The organism is Kitasatospora sp. NPDC029367 (assembly GCF_055569135.1).
On the sequence record NZ_JBVHYH010000075.1, the window covers coordinates 25,606 to 48,542 of the forward strand.

Consider the following 22,937-nt stretch of genomic DNA (forward strand, 5'->3'; position numbering starts at 1 on the left):
TTACCATCGCTCCATGGCCTACGACTCGACGGCAACCAAAGAGCGGATCCTCACGGCGGCGGCCGCCGAATTCGCCGCCCACGGCGTCGCCGGCGCCCGGGTGGACCGCATCGCCGCCCAGGCCCGGGCCAACAAGCGGGCGATCTACGACTACTTCGGCGACAAGGACAAGCTCTTCGCCGCCGTCCTCGAACGCCTGATGGCCGACCTCGCCGAGGCCGTCCCGCCCGGCGACGACGACCTGCCCGCCTACGCCGGGCGCCTCTTCGACTACCACCGCGCCCACCCCGAGGCACTGCGGCTGCTCATGTGGGAGGCCCTCGAACTCGGCGACGGGCCCGTCCCCGGCGAGGCGGCCCGCACCCGCCACTACCAGGACAAGCTCCAGGCCGCCCAGGGCACCGGCGACCCCCGTACCCGCCTGTTCTTCGCCCTCGGCCTGGTCGGCTGGAGCCTGGCCATGCCCCAGCTCCGCCGCATGATCTTCGGCCCCGACCACAGCCTGGACGAGCTCCGCACCGACATCGCCCAGGCCGTCCGGGCCCTCCCCACCACCGCCGCACCGGCCGACACGCCCTAACCCCGTCCCACCGTCGGCTCTACGCCCGCCGGGTGACCTTCGCGCCGGACGGCGGGGTGGCCGCCGAGGTCCGGACCGAGGACGGCGGGGCGCCGCAGCGGTGCGGGGCGCGGGGCGCTGGAGCGGTCTGCCCGCACCCCCTGAGGCGGTCGGAGTCGTGTGCTCCGACCGCACGGTGGAAGCCGATGCCGGCCACCGCGAGAAGCAGCCCGGCGGTGACGCCCAGCAGGATGCGGGCACGCACGGACAGCCCGGCGGCCGGCACGGACATGGCCACTCCCGGTCTCGACTTCACTGGAATGGTCTCAACCAATCACCGAACTCCGCAGCGATTCGGGCAAGTTGCCCGTCAGGTCCAGCTCGGAGAAGGACAGGAAGGGGCCCGCCCGGGCTTCCCCGGGCGGGCCCCTTCGGCCTCCGGCCCGCCGTCAGCCGACGGTGACGGTGAACGGACCGGCCAGCACCGAGTAGCCGTCGTTGGCCAGGAGGTACGCGTCGTACCGGCCCGCGCCGCCGAGCTTGCCGCTGGCGAAGGTGAGGGCGCCGCTCTGGTTCGGGGCGTAGGACCAGGTGAGCGAGGAGCGCGAGCCCGGGGTGACGCCCGCCGGGTAGAAGCCGATCCAGTTCTTGGCCCCGGCCTGGGCGGCGGTCGGCAGGGCGTAGCGCAGGGTGAGGTTGCCGCCGGCGGCGACCGCGTTGAGGTCGCCGGTCAGGGTCGGGCCGGTCGCGGTGGACGGCGCGAACGCGGCGTTCAGCGGCGTCGCGTAGGTGTCGTTGGCGGTCAGGCCGGGCAGCCCGAGGGCCGACTCGAAGGTCCGGCCGATGCCGTAGTGGTCGTAGTGCAGCGGGCTGCTGGTGCCGGCCGGGACGGTGCCCTGCGAGCCGACGACGACGGTGGCCACGTGGTCGTAGCCCTCGTTCTGGCTCTCGTCCCAGGTCAGCACGAGCAGCGAGCGCTGCTGGGTCCAGGCCGGGGAGGACAGCACCGGGGCGAGGGTCTGCTGCAGCCAGCCGTCCTGGGCCTTGAGGCTGGTGGCGCTGCCGTTGCCGGAGGCCTCGCCGTCGTAGTAGTCGTCGGCGGCGATCCAGGAGAAGTTCGGCGTGGTGGCCGCCGACTTGAGGTCGGTGGTCAGCTGCGAGGTGTCGAACAGGTGGGCCGCGCAGCGGGCCGGATTGCCGCTGATGTCGGTGTAGTTGATGAACGGCGCGTCGTCGGGCATGTAGTAGCTGTCGTAGGTCTTGGTGGTGTTGCAGGGCGTGCCCATGCCCTGCTCGTAGGCCTTCCAGGTCTTGCCGGCGTCCTCGATGGTGTCGCCGAGGTTGCGCTGCGGGGAGTTGATGTTGGGCCAGTAGGTGGCGCCCTTGGTGTAGGTGTCGCCGCCTGCGATCGCCAGGTAGTTCTCGTCGCTGGGGTGGTAGACGCCGTGCGAGTCGGTGAGGGTGGCGCCCTGGGACATCAGGCTGTGGATGAACGGGGTGTCCGCCGGGTCGTTCATGATCTGGGTGTAGTCGGTGTTCTCCATCATGACGGTGAACACGTGGTCGTAGCCCGGGACCTTGGAGACCGGCGGGGCGATCGGCGCGGGCGCGGCGACCGGGGTGTCGAGGGTGAGCGAGAGGTTGTCCAGGTAGCCGGTCTCGTTCGTGGTGGAGAGGAACTGAACCTCGACCTGGATCGAGCGGGTCCCGGCGGGGACGGCGCCGGTGGCGCTGCGGGCGAGGAACTTGGTACCCAGGCCGCGATCGGTCGCCGAGACGGTCGGCAGCTTGGCGGTGGCGCCGAGCGGGTTGCCGCCGGCGTCCTGGAAGTGCAGGCTGACCGCGGCGTAGCCGCCGTACGTGGTCCAACCGCCCAGCCAGCCCGCCAGGTTGTAGTGCACGCCGCCGCCGTCGATCGCGCCGGCCGCCGAGGAGACGTCGACGGTCTGGCTCATCGAGCCGTCCCCGAAGTTGCCCGGTGCGAAGAAGGCCTTGCCGGCGGTCTGCCCGTCGTTCGGCAGGCCGAAGGAGCCGACCGTGGAGCACATCACGTCGATGCCGCCGGCCTGGACGGTCCAGCCCGGGACGGTGGTGGCGGCGCTCCAGTCGTTGGTGCAGTAGCCGCCGGCCTCGGCGTCGCCGTTGACGATCAGGTTGCCGCTGCCGCTCGCGGCCCGGGCGTCGGCGGGGGCGCCGACGACCAGCGCGCCGACGAGCGGGAGGGTGGCGAGCAGTCCGCCGAAGGGGCTCCAGCGCAGTCGCATGGGGGTACCTCGTCCCGTTCCGTTGGTTGCGTGAGGGTGGGTGCCGGTGGCGGTGCACCACGGGCGGGACACAGAAGTACCGGTTCCGCGCCGCCCGGGGAAGGGCGCGCGGGCGAACACGGGCCGAACTTGGTCAGACAACTTCGCGCAGCGGGCCCCGCGCACGGGGCGTCAGGCAGGAACGGGCCTCAGGAACAGGCTTCACGAACGCGTGAAGGTCCCGAGGCCGTCCACGTCCAGCTGCTCGACCACCAGCTTGGCGGCCCGCCCGTCGCCGCCGACCGTGAAGGTCACCCCGGACAGGCCGACCGCGTTCTCCCCCTTGCTGGCGAAGCTGAACACGTCGCCGTCGAAGTGCGTCAGCGGGTACCGCAGCCCGGCGGGCCCCACCGTCATCACCAGCCCGCCGTCCTGCTCGCTGACGGCCAGCGGCCCGTAGTAGCCGCTGCCGTACGTCCCGACGTAGGCGGAGTTCGGCTTGGCCGGGGCGGCGCCGGCCGGGGGCTTGGTGTAGTCGGTCTTCGAGACGGGGCTCGCCGCGGCGGCGGGCACCACCTTGCCGAGGAAGGACAGCCAGTCGACCGTCTCGTGACCGTTCTGGGCCAGGTCGAAGAACTCCTCGGCGATCGCCTCCGGCACGCCGGTCGGCTGGCCGTTGGTCAGCACCACGATCCCCAGCTGTTCGGAGGGCAGCAGGGTCACCGTGGTCGCCGCGCCCAGCTCGAAGCCGCCGGAGTGGTTCAGCCGCAGCCGTCCGTCGGCGTCGGTGTTCACGTTCCAGCCGAGGCCGTAGAAGCCCGCGGGGGCGGCCGGCGCCCTCGGCGGGCTGTTGACGTAGTGCGGGGTGCGGGTCTCGTTCAGGGCGGCCGGGTCGATCACCGCCCGGCCCTCGAACTTGCCGTCGGCGAGCTGCAACCGCATCCACCGGGCGAGGTCCTGCACGGTGGAACTCACCCCGCCGGCCGGGGACTGCGAGTCGGCGTCCTCGGTGGTGCTGACCTGCCAGCCGCCGTCCGTCTTCACGTGCGGCGCCGCCTTGTTGCCCGCGGCGTCGTAGTCGGAGCGCCGCGAGCTGGTGGAGTTCATCCCCAGCGGCTTGTAGAGGACGTCCGCCGCGAGGTCCTCCCAGGCCACCCCCTTGGCCTTGGCGACGGCCACCGCCGCCTCGGTCAGGCCGTAGTTGGTGTAGGCGTAGCTCGCCCGGAACGGGCTGAGCGGCTGGTCGCGCAGGTGCTGGACGATGTAGTCGCGCTGGTAGCCGAGGTCCTGCAGCAGGTCACCGGCGTGGTCCGGCAGGCCGCTGCGGTGCGAGAACAGGTCGGCGATCGTCACGTGCTCCGTCACGTACGGGTCGGCCAGCGCGAAGCCCGGGTCGTGGGCGGTGACCGGGTCGTCCCAGGTGGCGACCTTCTGGCCGACCGCCCCGGCGACCACCGTCGAGGAGATCGGCTTGGAGACCGAGGCCAGCTGGAACACGGTGTCCGGGTCCACCGGGTCGGGCTTGCCGAGCTGCCGGACGCCGAAGCCCTTCGCGTGGATCACCTTGTCCTGGTACACCACGGCGATCGCCACCCCGGGGACGCCGGTCTTCGCCATGGCGTCCTGTACGTAGCCGTCGATCCGGCCGACGGCGGCGTTCACCTGCTGGTCCGTCAGCTGCGGCGCCGGCTGGGCGGGCGGCGCGGTGGCCGGGGCGGAGGAGGGGGACGAGGCGGAGGAGGCGGACGGCGTGGGCGCGGCCTCCGGGTCGGTGGCGGCCGCCGAGGTGCACCCGGCGAGCAGCGGGCCGCTCAGCAGCAGGGCCGCCAGCGCCGGTCCGCCCACCGCCCGGCCGGAGCCGTGGGCGGTACGGCCGGCGGTACGGCCGGCGGTGCGGCCGGCGGTGCGGCCGGCTGCGCGGTGGGCTGCGCGGTGGGCTGCGCCGTGACGGTCCATCGGGGGTCCTCCCTCGTCCGGGCGGCGCGGCACCAGGCCCGTCGGTGCCGCCGTCCGCCGTACGGCGGGAGTGTGGACGGCCGCACGCGCCCCCGGCCGCCGCCGCGCGCTGTCCCCCACGCAATCCACCCGTCCGGCGGCAGGCCGTGGCGCAGCGCGGGGGGGGGCTCCGGGCCGCCGGGGGTCTGGTCACGCGTGCCCGGGCCTGCCAAGCTCTCAGGCGCCAACTGTCCCGAACGATCAGGAGGACGACTGATGCGACTGTTCGGACCGAGACGGTCCCTGTCCCGCTGGCTCACGGCGGCGGCACTGTTACTGGGCGCCCTGACCCTCGCGGGCGCCCCGGCCGCGCAGGCGGCCCAACCCGCCCAGCTGACCCAGCCCGCCCGGCCCGCCCAGGCCGTCCAGGCCGCACCGCAGGCCGACGGCACGACGACGATCTGCGGCTACACCCCGGTGCCCACCGGCTGGGTGATCGTCAGTGAGCAGTGGTCCGGGTGCAGCGGCTACGGGTTGTTCACCATCGCCGACGCCTCGGCCCTGACCTCCGTCCAGGCCTGCTCGAACGGCCCGGTGCCCAGCGGCTGGGTGATCACCGCGATGCAGAGCGGCGCCGGCACCTGCGGGAGCTACCCGCTGTACTCGCTGCTCAAGGTCACCACCCAGACCGTCCTCCAGGACTGCGGGCAGTCCCCGATCCCGCCGGGCTGGGTGATCACCGCCATCCAGACCGTCTCCCCGGCCTGCGGCACCTACAGCACGTACACCCTCGTCCCGCTGGGCGACCGGACCAGCGTCCAGGCCTGCGGCAACTGGCCCGTTCCCAGCGGGTGGGTGATCACCGCGACCCAGAACGGCGCCGGGTGCGGCAGCTACCCGCTGTACTCCCTGTTGAAGGTCACCACCCAGACCACCCTCCAGGACTGCGGACAGTCCGCCCTCCCCAGCGGCTGGGTGATCACGGCCATCCAGACCAACTCCGCGGCCTGCGGCACCTACGGGACGTACACCATCGTCCAGTTGTCGAACCAGAGCAGCATCCAGGCCTGCGGCAACTCGCCCGTTCCCACCGGGTGGGTGATCACCGCGATGCAGAACGGCGCCGGCTGCGGCAACTACCCGCTGTACTCCCTGTTGAAGGTCACCACCCAGACCACCCTCCAGGACTGCGCGCAGTCCGCCGTCCCGGCGGGCTGGGTGATCACCGCGATCCAGAGCAACTCCTCGCTCTGCGGCACCTACGGGACGTACACCATCGTCAAGGTCACCGACCAGACCAGCATGCAGGTCTGCGGGCCGTCCACGATCCCGGCCGGCTGGGTCGTCAGCAGGCAGGGCTCCGGCGCCCAGTGCGGCGTCTACGTCGTCTACACCATCACCAAATCGGCCTGATCCGGCCGTAGTTCGGCCTCCCACCCACCCCGGACCGCCCTCGTCCGCCCCGTCCGCCCCCCGGCCGGATGGGGCCGGCCCGGGGCGGTCACCTGAGCGCGGCCACCCGGTCGTCCGTGCCGAAGGTGCGGCGGTAGGAGGCGGGTGAGATGCCGAAGGCCGCCCGCATGTGGGCGCGCAGGGAGTTCGCGGTGCCGAAGCCCGCCCGGTGGGCGACCAGGTCGATGGACAGGTCCGTGGTCTCCAGGAGCTGTTTGGCCAGTTCGAGCCGCTGGGCGGTGAGCCACTGGACCGGGGTCATGCCGACCTCGTCGCGGAAGCGCCGGGTGAAGGAGCGCAGGCTCATCCGGGCGTGCTCGGCGAGCCTGGTGAGGGGCAGCGGTTCGTGGAGGTGGGCGAGCGCCCAGGCCCGGGTGGCGGTGGTGCCCGCGATGGTGGGGTCGGGGACGGGACGGTCGATGTACTGGGCCTGCCCGCCGTCCCGCCACGGCGGCACGACGCACATCCGGGCGACCCGGTTGGCGGTGGCCGCGCCGTGGTCGCGGCGGATCAGGTGCAGGCAGAGGTCGACGCCCGCGGCCACCCCGGCGGAGGTGAGCACGTCGCCGTCGTCGACGAAGAGCACCTCCTCGTCGACCTTGACCGCGGGGTAGGCCCGGCGGAACTCGGGGGCGAGGTTCCAGTGGGTGGTGGCCGGCCGGCCGTCGAGCAGTCCGGCCGCGGCGAGCACGTAGGAGCCCGAGCAGATCGACACCAACCGGGTGCCGGGGCGGATGCGGGCGACGGCCGCGGTGACCTCGGGCGGCAGCGGGCCGCCGCCGGCCAGCTCGGGCATGGCATGGGTGGGCGGGATGACCACGGTGTCCGCCGCGGCCAGGGCTTCGGGGCCGGCGGCCGGCTGCACGGTGAAACCCGCGTCGCTGAGGACGGCGGCCCCGTCGGCGGTGCAGACCGTGACCTCGTAGAGCCGGCGGCCCTCGGCGTCCTCCGCACTGCCGAACACCCGGGACGGGATGCCCAGCTCGAACGGCGGGACCCCGGGCAGGGCCAGCACCGCGACCCGGTGCGGATCGGGCGCCATCGGCGCCGGGTTCGAGCAGTTCCGTGGTGCCTCCGGCCGGATCGTTGCCATGGCCAGATCCTGTCACATAGTGGCCGGACGGCCAACCCCGCGCCGGCTCCGGACACGGAATGGTTGACCTCGTTGCGCCGGGCAGACCCGGCGGTGGAACGGATCGACCGGATCCGACGAGAGCAAGGCGTACGGACATGCGTGCAGTCGTGGTGGAGCAGTGGGGCGGCCCGGAGCAGCTGGTGGAGCGGGAGCTGGCGCGGCCCGAGCCCGGGATGAACGAGGTCCTGGTGAAGGTGCACGCGGCCGGGGTGAACCCGGTGGACTGGAAGACCAGGGCGAGCGGGGCGCTCATCGAGTGGGGCGAGGTGCCGGTGGTCGGCTGGGACGTCTCCGGCACGGTGGAGGCCGTCGGCCCCGGGGTGAGCAACCACCGCCCCGGCGACGAGGTCTACGGGATGCCGCTGTTCCCGCGCCAGGCGGGCGGGTACGCCGAGTACGTCGTCGCCCCGGCCCGGCACCTCGCTCCGAAGCCGGCCGGTCTGACGCACGTGGAGGCGGCGGCGCTGCCGCTGGCCGGGCTGACCGCCTGGCAGGCCCTGGTCGACGCCGCCGACGTGCGCCCCGGCGAGCGGGTGCTGGTGCACGCGGCGGCCGGTGGCGTCGGCCACCTGGCGGTCCAGATCGCGAAGGCGCGCGGCGCGTACGTCATCGGCACGGCCAGTGCGGGCAAGCACGACCTGCTGCGCGAGCTGGGTGCGGACGAGGTGGTCGACTACCGCGCGGTCCGCTTCGAGGAGGCCGTGTCCGAGGTGGACGTGGTGCTCGACGGGCTCGGCGGCGAGACCGCCGAGCGCTCCCTGCAGGTGCTGCGTCCCGGCGGCCGGCTGATCACCCTGCCCGGCCCGGGCGACGTCCCGGCGGCGCGGGACGGCATCAGTGCGAGCTGGGTCCTGGTCGAGCCCGACCACCTGGGCCTGCGCGAGCTCACCGCCCTGGCCGAGCGGGGCGCGCTGCGGCCCGTGGTCGAGGCCGTCCTCCCGCTCGACCAGGCGGCGAAGGCCCATGAGCTCGGCGAGCAGGGCCGCACCACCGGCAAGATCGTCCTGACCGTCGTCTGACGGCCCTCGGCCTCGGCGGCTTCGTGGCGGACGGCCTCCAGGCCGGTCTCGGCGCCAGGCAGGCCGGTTTCGGCGCCAGGCAGGCCGGTCGAGCGCTACGCCTCCGGCCCGTACGCGCCGAGGCCCTGGCAGACCAGGCCGTCGCGGAAGGTGAGCACCTCCGCGACGGCCCGGCCGCGCTCGTTGCGGTAGTTGATGACGAGGGTGTCCACGGAGGCCCGGACGTCCTCGACGGTGAAGTGCAGGTCGGGCAGGTGCTGGAGGCCCTTCGACCAGTAGACGCGCAGGGCCTCCTTGCCGCGCACCTCGCCGGACGGGTCGCCGATCAGCTCGACGATCCGGGGCGAGGCGAAGACGACGTCCTCGGTGAAGTGGGCGAGGATGCGCTCCAGGTCGTGGGAGTTCCAGGCGGCGGCCCAGTCCTGGGCGAAGCGGGTGGCGAAGTCGTGGTCCATGGCCCGGAGGCTACGACAACCGGCCCTCCCCCGCCCGCCGTTCCGGGATCCGGTCACGCCTCCCGCGCCAGCAGCGGCACCCGTACCTGGTTGAACCCGTAGTAGACGGCCAGCAGTCCGTGGACGGCGAGGGCCGCCGGGGCGGAGAGGAAGGCCAGCGCGACGGTGAGCGGGTAGACCACCAGCCCCAGTTCGAACCGCCACCGGGCCGCCCGGGCGGCCGGCACGTCCACCCGCTCGTCGAAGCACCGGCCGGTGCGCGTGACGTGGTTCCAGAAGGCGGAGAACAGCGCCGACTGGCCGACCATCACCGCGCCGTACACGGCCGCCGCGACGTTCGCCGCCGAGCCGTTGCGCAGGTTCTGCGCGACCACGGCGGTCGGGAACGGCAGCACCGAGATCAGCATGAGCAGCAGCAGGTTGAGGAACATCAGCGTCCGGTCGACCCGCGCGAGGTGGGCGAACAGGGTGTGGTGGTTCACCCAGACCACGCCGATCACCAGGAAGCTCACCACGTACGCGAAGTACGACGGCCACTGCGCCCCGAGCGCCCGCCACAGCTCCGCCGCCCCGTGCGCCTGCGGGATCTTGATCTCCAGCACCAGCAGGGTGATCGCGATCGCGAACACCCCGTCGCTGAACGCCTCGATCCGGCCCGTGTCCCTGGTCTCCACCGGCAGAGCATCTCAGCCGGGCGGCCGCACCCCGCCGCACAACGCGCCAGGAGACCGATCCGCCCCGGTGCATGGAAGGGCGATTACGGGGCAAACGCAGACGAACAGGCGGTGGCACCACGCCACCGACGGACGACGGACGACGGACGACGGACCACAGGAGGACCGCATGGGCAGCCTGTCGAACAAGGCGCAGGAACTGGCCGGGAAGGTCAAGGAGAAGGCCGGGGACGCGACCGGCGACCAGAAGCTCAAGGGCGAGGGTCAGGCCGATCAGGTCGAGTCGAAGGTCAAGCAGGCCGCGGACGACGTCAAGGACGCCGCGCGCGGCGCCGCCGACCGGGTCGAGGGCGCCCTCAGGCGCGACCGCTGACGGCGGCACCCGATGCCGGGCACGAGCCCGACGGCGGACACGAAGAGACGAAGGGGAAGGGGAACGACATGGCACTGCTCCTGTTCATCCTGCTCATCGCGGTGGTGTTCGGCTTCGTGGGTGTCCTGGTGAAGGGGCTGCTGTGGCTGCTCCTGATCGGGATCGTCCTCTTCGTGGGCGGCCTGGTGTTCGGCGGCCTGCGACTCGGCAGCCGCCGGGCCGGGAGGTAGCACGGACCAACCGGGGCGAGGCCGGAGCCGGGACCGGGGCCGGGGTCGACCGGTCGGCCCCGGCCCCCCGCCGCCGCCCCCGCCGGAAGTCCTGCCCCTGAATCACCGACCCCAGGCGCGACACCGCCCCCGCGCGGGGGCGGGCCCGGCAGTCGTGCGCCGGGCCCGCCCCCGAACTCTCGTGCTCAGCCCGTGAGTTCGGCCCGCAGGCGGCGGGCGGCGCCGACCAGGCTCTCCAGCGAGGCGCGGGTCTCGGGCCAGCCGCGGGTCTTGAGGCCGCAGTCGGGGTTGACCCAGAGCCGCTCGGCGGGGATCGCCGCGAGACCGGCCCGGAGCAGCTCGACGGCCTCCTCGGTGCTCGGCACGCGCGGGGAGTGGATGTCCCAGACGCCCGGGCCGACCTCGCGCGGGTACCCGGCGGCGGCCAGCTCTCCGGCGACCTCCATGTGCGAGCGGGCGGCCTCCAGGGAGATGACGTCGGCGTCGAGGTCGTCGATCGCGGTCATGATCGCGCCGAACTCGGCGTAGCACATATGGGTGTGCACCTGGGTGTCGGCGCGCACGCCCGAGGTGGCCAGCCGGAAGGCCTCGGTGGCCCAGCCCAGATAGGCCGGGCGGCCGGCGGCGCGCAGCGGCAGGGTCTCGCGCAGGGCCGGTTCGTCGACCTGGACGACGGCGGCACCGGCGGCCTCCAGGTCGGTGACCTCGTCGCGCAGGGCGAGGGCGACCTGCCGGGCGGTCTCGGCGAGCGGCTGGTCGTCGCGGACGAAGGACCAGGCGAGCATGGTGACCGGGCCGGTCAGCATGCCCTTGACCGGACGGTCGGTCAGGTCCTGGGCGTAGCGGAACCAGTCGACGGTCATCGGGTGCGGGCGGGAGATGTCCCCGGCCAGCACCGGCGGCCGGACGTAGCGGGTGCCGTAGGACTGCACCCAGCCGTGCCGGGTGGCCAGGTAGCCGGTGAGCTGCTCGGCGAAGTACTGGACCATGTCGTTGCGCTCGGGCTCGCCGTGCACCAGGACGTCCAGCCCGGCCTTCTCCTGGTAGGCGATGACCTCGCGGACCTCCGCCGCCATCCGCTCCCGGTACGCGGCGGCGTCGATCCGCCCGGCGGTCAGGTCGGCGCGGGCGACGCGCAGTTCGGTGGTCTGCGGGAAGGAGCCGATGGTGGTGGTCGGCAGCAGCGGCAGTGCGAGCCGGGCGCGCTGGGCCTCGGCCCGTACGGGGTAGGGCTGGGCACGCCGGGTGTCGCCCGGGGTGACGGCCGCGGTGCGGGCGCGGACGGCCGGGTCCCGGGTGATCGGCGAGGTGGCGCGGGAGGCCAGGTCGGCGCGGTTGGCGGCGAGTTCGGCGGTGATCGCGCCGGTGCCCTCGCGCAGGGCGCGGGCCAGCAGGGCGGCCTCGGTGGCCTTCTGCTTGGCGAAGGCCAGCCAGCGGGCGATCTGCGGGTCGATGTCGCGTTCGAGGGTGGCGTCGATCGGCACGTGCAGCAGCGAGCAGGACGGCGCGACGTCGACCCGGTCGGCGAGCCCGAGCAGGGTGGCCAGGGTGGCCAGCGAAGCGCCCAGGTCGTTGATCCAGATGTTGCGCCCGTCGATCACCCCGGCGACCAGGCGCTTGCCGGGCAGCCCGCCGACGGCGGCGAGGTCCTCCAGGTTGGCGGCGGCCGGCCCGGTGAAGTCCAGCGCCAGGCCCTCCACCGGGGCCTTGGCCAGCACCGCCAGGGCGTCGCCGAGGCGGTCGAAGTAGCTGGCCACCAGCAGCTTCGGCCGCTCGGTCCGCGCGCCCAGCTCACGGTAGGCCCGGGCGGCGGCGTTCAGCTCGGCCGGGGTCCGGTCCTGGACGAGCGCGGGCTCGTCCAGCTGCACCCACTGCGCGCCCGCGGCCCGGAGTGCCGCGAGCAGCTCCGCGTAGACGGGCAGCAGCCGGTCCAGCAGGGTGATCGGCTGGAAGTCGGGGGCCACCCCGGGCGCCGGCTTGGCGAGCAGCAGGTAAGTGACCGGTCCGACCAGCACCGGACGGGCGTCATGGCCGAGCGCGAGGGCCTCCTCGAACTCGGCGACGGCCTTGGCCGGGTCCGCGGCGAAGGCGGTGTCCGGCCCCAACTCCGGGACGAGGTAGTGGTAGTTGGTGTCGAACCACTTGGTCATCTCCAGCGGAGCGACGTCCTGGTTGCCGCGCGCCATGGCGAAGTAGCCGTCCAGCGGGTCGGCGTCGACCGCCTCCCGGTGCCGCGGCGGGATCGCACCGACCGCCACGGTGGTGTCCAGCACGTGGTCGTAGAGCGAGAAGTCGCCGGTCGGGACCTCCTCGATGCCGGAGTCGGCGAGCTGCTGCCAGTTCCCCCGGCGCAGGTCGGCGGCGGTGGCCAGCAGTGCCTCGGCGGTGACGGCGCCCTTCCAGTAGCCCTCGATCGCCTTCTTCAACTCCCGGCCCCGGCCCTGCCGGGGGTAGCCGTGGGCGGTGGCGAGGGTCGCCGCGGCTGCGGACTTCGTGGTCAAGGGACTCTCCTTCGCGAGTCTGATTCCTCAAGTGCCCGGCGACGGGGGCGAGGACGCGAAGGGACGACGGACCGGGCGACCGCCCGCACACATGTGCGGCTCCGCCTGGTGTGGTCGCCGACCCGCCCTCGAGGTCACCGGATGGCCGCGCGCGAACGGTCGCGCCCGGGCAGTGGCAGGTCTTCGGACTCGCGGGCCCGCCCGTCCTCGTCGAGGACCGGCACCTACTGGCCGTCGCTTCCCAGACCCGACCCGGGCCCAGTGCGTATGACGGCGGTCGTTCCCGCTCACCGCTGCGGGGCAGTCCCGGACTGGCCTGTTGAAAGGCGTCACCGGGTTCCCTCTTACGACGCCCCGCCTGGCGGACGGGGCGAACCAGCTGCACCTGCCACCCTACGTCCGGCCCGCCGGTTTCCGGCCGGAGAACCGCGCAATCGTCCGCATGGTGAGACCGCGCCGGCCGCCGAGCGGGGCGCGCGGATCTTCCCGCACTCCGGGTGCGACGTTCACGAATCGATGACGATGGGTAGTCGAAGGAGTGCCGAGAGCAGCCGAGTTGGGGGGTGGTCCAGGGAGCGACGATGCGGGAACACGAGGAGAGCGGTGCGCGGGCCGGGACGGACGGGCCGGACGGTTCGCGGGTGCCGTCGCAGGGCGGACCGGGCGCGGCCGAGGAGGCCGATCCCGGCTCCGGAAGACCGCCCCGGGCGGTGGGTGGCGCGGTCCGCTGGCCGGAGCAGATGCTGCCGCTGCTGCGTTCCCCGAACTCCGCCCACCCGGCGGCCGGGCACGGCGAGGAGGAGGACGAGGGTGCGGCCGAGCCGGGGCCCGCCGCGGTCGCCGCCGTGCTCGGACTCGCGCTGCTGGTGGGCGAGTTGATGCTGACCTGTGGCGAGGGCGCCGAGGACGTCGAGGCGGCGATGCTCGCCGTGGCGCGCACCTACCGGGTCCGTCCCTGCGACCCCCAGGTCGCCTTCACCCGGGTCGCGATCTCCTACCGGCCCGGCCACGGCGACCCGCCGGTGACGGCCGAACGCTTCGTCCGCCGCCCCACCGGGGACTACTCCGGGCTGGCCGCGCTGTTCCGGCTGGTCACCGAGATCACCGCGGGCGGGCTCGCCGTGGACGACGCCCACCGGCGGCTGCGCGCCGTGCGCCGGCACTGCCGCCACTACCCGGCCTGGGTCCTGGTCCTCTCCTCCGGCCTGCTGGCCGGCGCCGCCACCCTGCTGGTCGGCGGCCGGGCCGACGCCCGGGCCTGGCTGGTGTTCGTGAGCGCCGTGGTCACCACGGTGGTGGGCGGCGTGCTGGCCGACCGGGTCGAACGGCACGACCTGCCGGAGTTCTACCGGATCGCGGCGGCCGCGACCCCGGCCGCGGTGGTCGGCATCCTGATGTCCTTCAACCAGCTGCAGCTGCGCGGCTCGGTGGTGATCACCGGCGGGCTGTACGCGCTGCTGCCCGGCTGGCCGATGGTCGCGGCCGTGCAGGACGGCCTCGCGGGCTTCTACCTCACCGCCGCCGCACGGCTGTTGGAGGTGCTGTACCTGCTGGCGGGCGTGGTCGTCGGGGTGATGACCGTGCTCTACATCGGGGTCAACAACGGCGCGGACCTGGCCGCCGAGAGCGGCCCGGCCGCCACCTCCAACCCGCCGCTGCAACTCGCGGCCGCCGTCCTGCTCGCGCTGACCTTCGCGGTGCTGCTCAACACCGAGCCGACCACCCTGCCGGCCGTCCTGGTCAACAGCGCGGCGGGCTGGACCACGTACTCCGTGCTGGCCGACGCGGGCACGGAGCCGATCGTGGCCACCGGCCTGGCCGCCGTCCTGGTCGGCCTGTCCGGCCAGCTGATGGCCCGCTACCGGGGCGGCTCGGTGCTGCCGTACGTCACCGCGGCCCTCGGGTCGCTGCTGCCCGGGTCGCTGCTGTACTTCGGGCTGCTCGCCTTCGTCCGCGGCGAACCGGAGGCCGGCCTCGGCCGCCTCGGGCACGCCACCGCCACCGCGTTGTCCCTGGCCATCGGCGTCAACCTGGGCCGGGAGGCGGCCCGGCTGTTCCTCCCGGCGCGGCCGTCCGCCCCGGCCGTCCGGCACCGGGGCCGCCACCGGCGCTGAGGTATCTCGCCCGGGCCGACACCAGCCGCTTCGCGGGCCGCTGCGCAGGCCGCTGCGCAGGCCGCATAGAGTGCGCTGATCATTCCGACTGAAAGGCCACGGCGTCACGGTGACCGAGTCCCACCCCCACCTCCTGTTCTCCTTCGGCACGCTGCTGGACCAGCAGGTCCAGACCGCGCTCTTCGGACGCACCGTCACGACCACCCCGGCCTCCCTCGCCGGGTACGCGACCAGGCCCCTCACCATCACCGACGAGGCCGTGATCGCCACCAGCGGCCAGGACGTGCACCTGACCCTGGAACGCAGGCTCGGCAGCACGGTCGAGGGCGCCGTCCTGCGGCTGAACGACGAGGAACTGGCCGCGGCCGACGCGTACGAGGTCTCCGACTACGCCCGGCGACAGGTCCTGCTCACCTCGGGCGAGACCGCCTGGGCCTACCTGGACGCGAACCCGCTGCGCTCGGCGGCACGCATCGTCATCGTCGGCGACAGCATCGCCTACGGGCGCTGCGACCCCCAGGGCGGCTGGACCGGGCACCTGGCGGCGGCCCACATCGCGGCGGACGAGACCCGGAACCGGGTCTTCAACCTCGCAATCCCCGGCAGCACCCTGGCGGACGTCAGCGCGCAGACCCCCGCACTCCTGCCTCCCCGTCACCCGGACACGCTGATCGTGGCGGCGGGGATCAACGACTCCGCCCTGCCGCTCGCCGCGCCGGGCGACGACCACGACGGGCTCACCCACCTCACCGGCCACCTCGACTCGCTGGCCGCGACGGCCCGGCGGCACAACGCCCGTCTGGTCGTCGTCGGACCGGTCTGGCTCGACGAGACGCGCACCGGCGACTACGAGGGCCTCCGCTTCACCACGGACCGGGCGCTCGCACTGCGCACGCTCCTCCGGACCTGGTGCGCGGACCACCACATCGACTTCCTCGACCTGTGGGAGCCACTCCGCGACCTGCCCCACCTGCTCGTCGACGGCCTGCACCCCGACGCGGAGGGGCACAAGGAGCTCCACCGGCACCTGGACACCCTCGGCTGATCGCGGAGGGACCGGACCTGTCCGGCTGGCCCGGCGCGACGCACCGGGCCAGGCGGGCACGCAGGCTCCCGCGCCCTGTGAAGGCGACCTGGCCGTACCGGGCGAGCGATTCGTTCAAGACCTCGCGGCGACCGCCACCGAGACTGGCCCGCATGACCGATCGCGCCTTCACCCCCGCCGCCGGCCGCCTCGCCCCGCTGCGCCTCTACGACCCCATCGTCTCCCTCACCCGCGAACGCCTCTGGCGCAGCCTGCTCGCCATGCACGCGGCTCCGCGTCCCGACGACGTGATCGTCGATGTCGGCTGCGGCACCGGCTCGCTGGCGCTGCTCCTCAAACGCGTCGAACCGCGCACCCGCATCATCGGCATCGATCCCGACCCGGGCACGCTCGAACTGGCCCGCCGCAAGGCCGCCGCCACCGGCACCACCAACGGCACCGGCCCCGCCACCGGCACCACCAACGGCCCCACCAACGGCCCCGAGTGGCTGACCGGCATGGGCGACGCCGTCGCCGATCTGGTCGGCACCGAGGCCGCCGACACCGTCGTCTCCAGCCTCGTCCTGCACCAGTGCCCCGTCCCCGTGAAGCAGGCCGTCCTCGCGTCCATGCACGCGGCGCTGCGCCCCGGCGGCAAGCTGGTGATCGCCGACTACGGGCGCCAGCGCACACCGGCCATGCGCCTGGCCTTCCGCATCGTGCAGTTCGCGGACGGCAAGGAGGACACCCAGCCCAATGCGGACGGCATCCTGCCGCGGCTGACCACCGAGGCCGGGTTCCGCGGCGTACGCGAGGCCGAGACGGTCGCGACGGTCACCGGCTCGATGTCGATCTACGTAGCCCACCGCGAGTAGGCCGAACGCGAGCCGGTCGGGCCCGGTCCAACGGCGCCCGGGCCCGAGGCCCGCAGCGCCGGCAGCACCCGCGACGGGGTCAGCCCGGTCATCTCCCGCGTCTGCCGGGTGAAGTGCGCCTGGTCCGCGAAACCACCCGCCACCGCCGCCTCGGCGAGCGTGCACCCCTCGCCCAGCGCGTCGGCCGCGCGGGCCAGCCGTAACCAGATCCGCCAGCGCGACAGTGGCACCCCCAACTGCCGCCGGGCCAGCGCCCGCAGCCGCTGCGGCGAGAGCCCGACCTGCGCGGCCAGCCCCGGCAGCGCGACCCGGTCGTCCGCGAGCGCCGCCATCGCCGCCCGCAGCCGCGCGTCCAGCTCGGCCGACGGCCGCACACCGGACGAACGGACGTCCGCCTCCGTCAACTCCCGCCACCGGGGCGCCACGCAGACGCCGTCGACGTGCTCCGCCCGTAGGCGGTCCGCGAACGCACAGCGCGGGTCGACGTAGAACACCAGCACGCGGCGGGTCGGCGCCATCCGGTGCCGCACCATCGGCGGCACCACCACCGCCTCGCCCCGGTGCCGGACCCCGGCCCCGTCCGCGATCGTCACCTCGCCGCCCGGCACCGCGACCGCGACCTGGAACGCGGCGTGCCGGTGCGGCGCGCTGTCCGCGAGCGGCCCCTGGTACAGCGCGTAGCCCGTCCCCACGACGAAGCGCGGCTCCGTCCCCACTGTCCCCTCCGGCTCCCACCGCTCCACCCGGAGCCCGATCGGCCGGAAATCACCGCCGCCACCGGGGCACCGTCAACCGCGCGCGCCGGGACCGGCGCCGAGGCGGCCGAGCATCGCCATCACCATGATCCGCATCTGCTTGTCGTTCGTCACCGCGCAGTGGGCGTCGACACCCCGCTCGTCCGGTTCCTCCTTCGGGTCGACCAGGCCCAGCCGGATCAGGTCGACGGCGTACTCCCGGCACTGGGCGTAGCTCTCGGTGGCACTCACCGCCTCGACGTGGTCGATGCGGGTCGGATCCCCGGCGCGCAGCAGCGCCGGGGTCGGTACCGGCCCCAGCACCTCCTCGAGCCACTCCGAGACCGTCTCCCGGGAACTGCCCCGCTCCAGCTCCGAAGCGGACGCGGCGGTGAGTGCCAGGTGGACGAGGAGCAACCCGAACCATCTGGCGACCTCGGCCGGAGGAGTGTCCCCACCATCCGGCGGCATCACGGCCCGGTACAGCCCGGCCAGATCATCGGTACTCGCGGCGGCGATGACGGCCTTCACGGCGCTGCCGAGCGCAGCCTCGTCGGTGCTCACGTCAGTGGTCCTCCCCACAATCGGCAGGCGCCAACTTACCGCCTCCACCGGGGAATCGGCACGACTCGACGATCGTTCACCCCCGGGCCGGACACACGTGCGAGGAGGGGCGGGAACGAGGCCGGGCGCCGCAGTCACATCCCCGACGTCCTGGCGCTGACCCGGTCGGGTTGATGACTGACGGCTGGGTCACCTACTGCAGCCACTCGGTGTACCACGTGCGAAAGCAGGGGCTCACTGGGACGAAGCCGCCCCAGTCCGGGTCGATCTGCCAGACCTCGCCCTCTCGTGGGCCGTTCAGGATCAGCCTGAGGTAGCTGCCGCAGCCCTCTTCGGCCAGCATGAGCGTGCCCCCGGTCAGTTCACCGGTCGATGCGCCGATCCGGCCAGGCAGCGGTTCGGTGAGAAGGAACGGCTGGGCGAGTCGGCCCGGCAGCCGGTCTTCCTCCCACTCATCGTCCACCGCCCAGTCCTCGCCGGCCTCCGGGCGAGGGACGGTCAACGGCATCAACCCGTGGCCGGGCCCAGCAGGCCCGTTGCCCACCTCCGCGACGAAGGACCGGTACTCCGCTGACAAATTGATGCCGTGGACTTCCTCGAACGCCCTGATCTCCGCCTCCGGCAGAGCCGGCGCCAGCTCGTACCGGTGTGTACCCGCCCCGAAACGCGACCGCTCCGGGTCCCGTGCCGCCATCTCCCGTATCCGAGCGCGTACACCGCTCTCGTCCCAGCCCTTCATCCACCGACCGTAGCAATGACGTCCGGGCCCGTCCGCCGCACACCTTCTCGCTCCCGCGCCACGAGGAAGATCCGGAGAAACTCATGGACCGGGACCGTAGCTCCCGGCGCTGACATCCCCAGAAGCTCCTGGCCGGTGGCGGATCGGCGGCGCCCGGCCAGGCACACGGCTCCGCACCCGAACGGTACGATCTTCACCGAACGCACACCTGTGCGAAGAAGTTCGTGGAGAAGCAGGTTCATGTCCCACCCCTTCGTCATCGTCCCCCTCCTCATCCTCCTCATCAGACTGGGCCTCTGGCTGAACAAGCGCCGCAAGGCCGCCAGGGGGCTCGACGCGGCCGCAGCGGGTCTGGTGCCGCGCGCCGAACTGGTCGAAGTGGGCGACGCACCCGCTGACCCTGCCGCGCGGGCGGCGCTGGACGCGGCCAAGGCCGGGGACTGGCGCCCGGCCGCCGCCTACCTCTCGGACGGCGACGTCGACTGGAGCACCCGCTACTCCCGGATGAACCCGTTCGGCGCCCTCGCGGCCACCGACGACGGCTGGCTCCGGAAGTGGCGCGAGGAGCAGCCGGACAGCCCCCAGGCCGCCCAGGTGCTCACCGAGGCGCTGGTCAAGCGGGCGTGGCAGATCCGCACCGCGAAGTACGCCTCGCAGGTGACCCGCGAGCAGGCCATGGGCTTCCACCAGGTGCTGCAGGAGGCCGAGGAGGTGTCGTACGAGGCGGTCCGGCTCGCCCAGCCCGGGGACCCGAACGCCTGGGTGGTGCAGCAGTCGATCGCGATGGGCCAGGGCTGGTCGCACGAGCGCTACCGCGCACTGTGGGCGGAGATCGTGGCCCGCGAGCCCCACCACCTTGGCGCGCACGTCTCCGCACTGCAGTACTGGTGCGAGAAGTGGCTCGGCAGCAACGAGTTGATGCACGAGTTCGCCGACAAGGCGATCGCCGGCGCGCCGGCCGGCAGCCTGCTGACGGCGCTCAAGCTGCGGGCGTACTGGGAGCAGATCCTGCGCGACAAGTCCGCCTCCTCGCTCTACCGTTCCCCCGCCTACACGGCCGCCGTGGACGCGGCCCTGCTCGACCTGGCGGCCGCCGATCCCGCCCACCCCGGCATCGTCGCGGCACGCGGCTGGACCGCCCACGCCCTGATCGAGAACGGCCGCCCGGCGCAGGCCCTGGACCTCTTCCGCGGGATGGGCCGGGAGATCGCCGGCCCGTGGCTGTACTACGGGAACCCGGCCGCCGTCTTCGACTCCGCCCGCACCAAGGCCGCCCGCGCTGCGGCCTGACCCCTCCTGACCTGACCTGACCTGCCCCGTCCTGACATGACCTGACCTGACCTGACCTGACCTGACCGCCGCAGGCTTCCACACGACGGCCCTCCGCCCGACAGGCGGAGGGCCGTCGCCGCGTTTCCGGCAGCTGCTCCCGGATCGGGCCGGGCGGCCACCCGCTCGGCCCGCCCGGCCCGCCCGGCCCGGCAGCCTCGGCCCGGCAGTCAGTCCTCGGCGCCCCGCCGCTCCAGCCGGGTCCCGGCCCGCAGGGTGATCGACATCAGGTCGCTGGGACCGTCGAGTTCGAGCCGGTGCCAGCGGCCGCGCGGGACGATCACGGCGCTCCCGGCCGCCAGCCGCACCGACTCCTCTGCCGCACCGGGCTCGACCGGACGGAAGAAGACCCGGGCACCGCCGGCCAGACAGCACACCGCCTCCTCCGCCTCCGGGTGCATCTCCCAGTGGTCGGCGTGCACGTCGGCGTCGGTCTCCACGTGGAAGGCCGCGGCCTGCCAGGCGCCCTCGGCACCGGCACCGCCGCCGGTCATCCGCCGTTCGGTGGCCCGCAGTTCGCCGTCGGGGCGGAAGTGCAGCGCCGAGGCGAACAGGTCGACGACGGCGATCGGAGTGGTGGTCATGAGGAGGTTCCTTCCAGTTGGAGATCTTCTCGGCGTGCTTCGGCGGCGAGCGGACGCCCCTCGGGCGTGCCGGGCCGCCGCCGGGGCAGGACGGTGACGGCGACGACCGCCGCCAGCGCGAACAGCACGGCACCGGCGGCCAGCCCGAGCGCGTACCCGGCGTCCAGGGCGTTCAGGGCGGCCGGCCCGGTGGCCGAGGCGGTGCCCGGCCCGGTGCGGTGGGCGGCGAGGGTGGCCAGGGCCGCCAGCCCGACGCAGCCGCCGAGTTGGCGCGAGCTGTTGAGCAACCCGGAGGCGGCCCCGGCCTCGCGGGGTGCGACACCGGTGGTCGCGGCGGCGGCGACGGGGGCCAGCACCAGCCCGGTGCCGACGCTGGTGACCAGGGACGGGCCCAGGACGTCGCCGAGGAACCCGCCGTCCGGACTGATCAGCGCGAACCAGCCCAGCCCGACGGCGGCCAGTACGGCCCCGGGCACCAGGGCCACCCGCGGGCCGCGGTGCGCGGTGATCCTCGTCGCGACCAGCGAGCCCACCACCAGCCCCGCCGAGAACGGCAGGAACGCGGCCCCGGTGGCGGCAGCGCCCAGCCCGAGCACCTGCTGGAGGTGGAGCGAGACGAAGTAGAAGGCCGCGAACTGCCCGGCGGCAGCCAGGAAGACCAGCACGTTCGCCCCGGCGACCCACCGGCTGCGCAGCAACCCGATCCGCAACAGCGGTGCCGGAGAACGGAGTTCGGCCACCACGAAGGCGACCAGCAGCGCAGCCGCAGCGCCCAGCGTCGCCAGGGTGGCCGGGGAGCCCCACCCCCGGCTCTCGGTCCGGACGACGCCGAACACCAGCAACCCGACGCCCCCGGTGGCCAGCACCGCGCCGAGCACGTCCAACCGTTCCCGCCGTACGGGCTGCGCCCCGGCCCCGATCCCCTCGGGGAGCAGCGCGAGCGCCGTCGCCACGATCGGCAGGTTGACCAGCATGACCCAGCGCCAGCCGGCGTACTCGGTCAGCACCCCGCCGGCCAGCACGCCCAGCGCGCCCCCGGCGGCGTTGGCGGCGCTCCACACCCCGAGGGCGCGGATCCGCCGGGGGCCCTCGGGGAAGGCGGTGGTGAGCATCGCCAGCACGGCCGGGGCGGCCGCCGCGGCGCCCACGCCCTGCCCGGCGCGGGCGGCGAGCAGCTGCCAGGGGTACTGGGCCAGCCCGCCCGCGAGCGAGCAGAGCCCGAAGACGGCCAGGCCCAGCACCAGCAACCGCCGCCGCCCGTACAGGTCGCAGGCGCGGCCGCCGAGCAGCAGCAGCCCGCCGAAGGTGAGCGCGTAGACGTGGATGACCCAGGAGAGGTCGAGCGGGGCGAAGCCCAGGGCGTCGCGGATCGCGGGCAGCGCGACGTTGACCACCGACAGGTCGAGGGCGAGGACGAACTGGGCGACGGTGACCGCCGCGAGCACCAGGCCGGGGCGGCCTCGCACGTTTTTATACATGTAAGGAAAGTACCCTCGGAAGCTCACCGCTGTCGAGCCGCCCAGAACCGGCGAGGCACGACGGGCCCCCGGACGAGGCATGACGAGACGAGGCATGATGAGGGGATGCAGCAGCCCTCCCCCACCCCCCGCAAGGCCACCGGCCGCCCTCCCCGCATCTCCCAGGAGGAGGTCGTCGAGGCGGCCCGCCGGATCGTGGCCGAGGAGGGCGTCGAGCGACTGACCATGCGCCGGCTGGCCACCGACATCGGCAGCACCCCGATGGCGCTCTACCACCACGTGCGCAACAAGGAGGAGTTGCTCGTCCTGCTGCTCGACGACTACGCCGCCCGCACCCTCCACCCGGTCGAGCTCCCGGCGGACCCGCGCGAACGCGTCCTCACGGCGGCCACCGCGATCCACGACGCGCTCGCCGCCTGCCCCTGGATCGTCGAAGTCCTGGCCGCCGACGACCTGTTCTCCACCCACGCCCTCTGGTTCGTCGAGCAGATCGTCGACGGACTGGTCGACTGCGGCCTGACCCCGGAACGCGCCGTCCAGGGCTACCGTGCGATCTGGTACTACACCGCCGGGGAGATCGTGGTCCGTACCACCGCCGCCAGGCGCCGCACCGACGACGACCGCCCCACCTACCGGGAGCAGGTCTTCGCCGGCCTCGACCCGGCCGTCCACCCCCGGCTGGCCCAGGTCGCCGACCGCTGGGAGAGCCTCACCGCCCAGGACAGCTACCGCGACGGACTGCGCGCCCTGGTCTCCGGCCTCCTCGCCACCGGCTGAAACCTCGCCACCCGCTGAAACGCAGGACCGGGGGGGGGGGGGGGGGGGGGGGAAGGGGGGGGGGCGGGGGGGGGGGGGGGGGCGGGGGGGGGGGGGGGGGGGGAGGGGGAAGGGGGGGGGGGCGGGGGGGGGGGAGGGGGGGA

22 protein-coding genes and 1 riboswitch are annotated in these 22,937 nt (G+C 73.8%); of the genes, 10 read left to right on the top strand and 12 right to left on the bottom strand.

All coding sequences use genetic code 11. From position 1 onward, the window contains the following. The first annotated feature begins 13 nt into the window (after positions 1 to 13). A complete protein-coding gene (locus tag ACZ4W5_RS30800) occupies positions 14 to 580 on the top strand; it encodes a TetR/AcrR family transcriptional regulator (protein ID WP_465658228.1) in 567 nt (188 codons plus the stop codon). A gap of 19 nt (positions 581 to 599) precedes the next feature. Here the strand turns inward: ACZ4W5_RS30800 and ACZ4W5_RS30805 are convergent, their stop codons facing one another. The 3 genes from ACZ4W5_RS30805 to ACZ4W5_RS30815 form a co-directional block, all read right to left on the bottom strand. Continuing rightward, a complete protein-coding gene (locus ACZ4W5_RS30805) occupies positions 600 to 851 on the bottom strand; it encodes a hypothetical protein (protein ID WP_360235946.1) in 252 nt (83 codons plus the stop codon). A 157-nt stretch (positions 852 to 1,008) separates the two neighbouring features. Further along, complete coding sequence (locus tag ACZ4W5_RS30810) at positions 1,009 to 2,823, bottom strand: alkaline phosphatase family protein (RefSeq protein WP_465658231.1); 1,815 nt, start codon at positions 2,821 to 2,823, stop codon at positions 1,009 to 1,011. 201 nt (positions 2,824 to 3,024) lie between these two features. Continuing rightward, entirely contained in the window at positions 3,025 to 4,758 is a 1,734-nt protein-coding gene (locus ACZ4W5_RS30815) for a serine hydrolase (protein WP_465658233.1), read from the bottom strand. 255 nt (positions 4,759 to 5,013) lie between these two features. Between ACZ4W5_RS30815 and ACZ4W5_RS30820 the strand changes: the two genes are divergently transcribed. Then, on the top strand, positions 5,014 to 6,150 hold the full coding sequence (locus ACZ4W5_RS30820) for a hypothetical protein (protein ID WP_465658235.1): 1,137 nt from the start codon (positions 5,014 to 5,016) through the stop codon (positions 6,148 to 6,150). An 88-nt stretch (positions 6,151 to 6,238) separates the two neighbouring features. On the opposite strand, the gene ACZ4W5_RS30825 is transcribed toward ACZ4W5_RS30820, so the two are convergent. Then, a complete protein-coding gene (locus ACZ4W5_RS30825; RefSeq protein ID WP_465658237.1) occupies positions 6,239 to 7,282 on the bottom strand; it encodes a GlxA family transcriptional regulator in 1,044 nt (347 codons plus the stop codon). Between the two features lie 137 nt (positions 7,283 to 7,419). Between ACZ4W5_RS30825 and ACZ4W5_RS30830 the strand changes: the two genes are divergently transcribed. Beyond that, positions 7,420 to 8,343, top strand: coding sequence for an NADP-dependent oxidoreductase (locus ACZ4W5_RS30830; RefSeq protein WP_465658239.1), 924 nt, complete (start codon positions 7,420 to 7,422; stop codon positions 8,341 to 8,343). A 95-nt stretch (positions 8,344 to 8,438) separates the two neighbouring features. On the opposite strand, the gene ACZ4W5_RS30835 is transcribed toward ACZ4W5_RS30830, so the two are convergent. After that, positions 8,439 to 8,798 carry a nuclear transport factor 2 family protein gene (locus ACZ4W5_RS30835; protein ID WP_360235931.1) on the bottom strand — a complete coding sequence of 120 codons (360 nt, stop codon included), beginning with the start codon at positions 8,796 to 8,798 and terminating at the stop codon, positions 8,439 to 8,441. A 53-nt stretch (positions 8,799 to 8,851) separates the two neighbouring features. After that, positions 8,852 to 9,472 (bottom strand): TMEM175 family protein, encoded by a 621-nt coding sequence (locus tag ACZ4W5_RS30840; protein WP_360235928.1) that lies wholly within the window; start codon positions 9,470 to 9,472, stop codon positions 8,852 to 8,854. A 169-nt stretch (positions 9,473 to 9,641) separates the two neighbouring features. On the opposite strand from ACZ4W5_RS30840, the gene ACZ4W5_RS30845 reads away from it, so the two are divergent. Next, positions 9,642 to 9,845: a CsbD family protein gene (locus ACZ4W5_RS30845; protein WP_465658241.1), complete on the top strand. Its 204-nt coding sequence runs from the start codon at positions 9,642 to 9,644 to the stop codon at positions 9,843 to 9,845. A 68-nt stretch (positions 9,846 to 9,913) separates the two neighbouring features. After that, complete coding sequence (locus tag ACZ4W5_RS30850; protein ID WP_360235922.1) at positions 9,914 to 10,075, top strand: hypothetical protein; 162 nt, start codon at positions 9,914 to 9,916, stop codon at positions 10,073 to 10,075. Positions 10,076 to 10,260: 185 nt separating this feature from the next. Here ACZ4W5_RS30850 and metE read toward each other — a convergent pair whose 3' ends face one another. Continuing rightward, positions 10,261 to 12,576, bottom strand: coding sequence for a 5-methyltetrahydropteroyltriglutamate--homocysteine S-methyltransferase (gene metE, locus ACZ4W5_RS30855; RefSeq protein ID WP_465658243.1), 2,316 nt, complete (start codon positions 12,574 to 12,576; stop codon positions 10,261 to 10,263). Between the two features lie 173 nt (positions 12,577 to 12,749). Beyond that, a riboswitch (cobalamin riboswitch) is annotated at positions 12,750 to 12,954 on the bottom strand. A gap of 203 nt (positions 12,955 to 13,157) precedes the next feature. Here metE and ACZ4W5_RS30860 point away from each other — a divergent pair. From ACZ4W5_RS30860 to ACZ4W5_RS30870, 3 genes are all read left to right on the top strand, one after another. Further along, complete coding sequence (locus ACZ4W5_RS30860; RefSeq protein ID WP_360235916.1) at positions 13,158 to 14,690, top strand: threonine/serine exporter family protein; 1,533 nt, start codon at positions 13,158 to 13,160, stop codon at positions 14,688 to 14,690. Positions 14,691 to 14,799: 109 nt separating this feature from the next. Continuing rightward, positions 14,800 to 15,735 (top strand): GDSL-type esterase/lipase family protein, encoded by a 936-nt coding sequence (locus ACZ4W5_RS30865; protein WP_465658245.1) that lies wholly within the window; start codon positions 14,800 to 14,802, stop codon positions 15,733 to 15,735. 152 nt (positions 15,736 to 15,887) lie between these two features. After that, a complete protein-coding gene (locus ACZ4W5_RS30870) occupies positions 15,888 to 16,589 on the top strand; it encodes a class I SAM-dependent methyltransferase (RefSeq protein WP_465658246.1) in 702 nt (233 codons plus the stop codon). On the opposite strand, the gene ACZ4W5_RS30875 is transcribed toward ACZ4W5_RS30870, so the two are convergent. The 3 genes from ACZ4W5_RS30875 to ACZ4W5_RS30885 all read right to left on the bottom strand — a co-directional run bounded on the left by ACZ4W5_RS30875 (position 16,568) and on the right by ACZ4W5_RS30885 (position 18,626). Beyond that, positions 16,568 to 17,305 carry a helix-turn-helix domain-containing protein gene (locus ACZ4W5_RS30875; protein ID WP_465658248.1) on the bottom strand — a complete coding sequence of 246 codons (738 nt, stop codon included), beginning with the start codon at positions 17,303 to 17,305 and terminating at the stop codon, positions 16,568 to 16,570. The two genes, ACZ4W5_RS30870 and ACZ4W5_RS30875, sit on opposite strands and share 22 nt — an antisense overlap. A gap of 72 nt (positions 17,306 to 17,377) precedes the next feature. After that, the gene (locus ACZ4W5_RS30880; RefSeq protein ID WP_465658249.1) at positions 17,378 to 17,887 is read right to left on the bottom strand and encodes a hypothetical protein; all 510 of its coding nucleotides are present in this window, start codon (positions 17,885 to 17,887) and stop codon (positions 17,378 to 17,380) included. A 193-nt stretch (positions 17,888 to 18,080) separates the two neighbouring features. Further along, positions 18,081 to 18,626, bottom strand: a complete 546-nt coding sequence (locus ACZ4W5_RS30885; protein ID WP_465658250.1) for an SMI1/KNR4 family protein — start codon at positions 18,624 to 18,626, stop codon at positions 18,081 to 18,083. Between the two features lie 240 nt (positions 18,627 to 18,866). Here ACZ4W5_RS30885 and ACZ4W5_RS30890 point away from each other — a divergent pair, with 240 nt between their 5' ends. Further along, a complete protein-coding gene (locus tag ACZ4W5_RS30890; protein WP_465658251.1) occupies positions 18,867 to 19,916 on the top strand; it encodes a hypothetical protein in 1,050 nt (349 codons plus the stop codon). A gap of 209 nt (positions 19,917 to 20,125) precedes the next feature. On the opposite strand, the gene ACZ4W5_RS30895 is transcribed toward ACZ4W5_RS30890, so the two are convergent. Together ACZ4W5_RS30895 and ACZ4W5_RS30900 are read right to left on the bottom strand one after the other, a co-directional pair. After that, positions 20,126 to 20,539: a cupin domain-containing protein gene (locus ACZ4W5_RS30895; RefSeq protein WP_465658252.1), complete on the bottom strand. Its 414-nt coding sequence runs from the start codon at positions 20,537 to 20,539 to the stop codon at positions 20,126 to 20,128. Next, positions 20,536 to 22,017: an MFS transporter gene (locus ACZ4W5_RS30900; RefSeq protein WP_465658253.1), complete on the bottom strand. Its 1,482-nt coding sequence runs from the start codon at positions 22,015 to 22,017 to the stop codon at positions 20,536 to 20,538. The genes ACZ4W5_RS30895 and ACZ4W5_RS30900 overlap by 4 nt, the downstream gene beginning before the upstream one ends. Positions 22,018 to 22,122: 105 nt before the next feature. Here ACZ4W5_RS30900 and ACZ4W5_RS30905 point away from each other — a divergent pair, with 105 nt between their 5' ends. Beyond that, positions 22,123 to 22,794, top strand: coding sequence for a TetR/AcrR family transcriptional regulator (locus ACZ4W5_RS30905; RefSeq protein WP_465658254.1), 672 nt, complete (start codon positions 22,123 to 22,125; stop codon positions 22,792 to 22,794). Positions 22,795 to 22,937 lie beyond the last annotated feature (143 nt).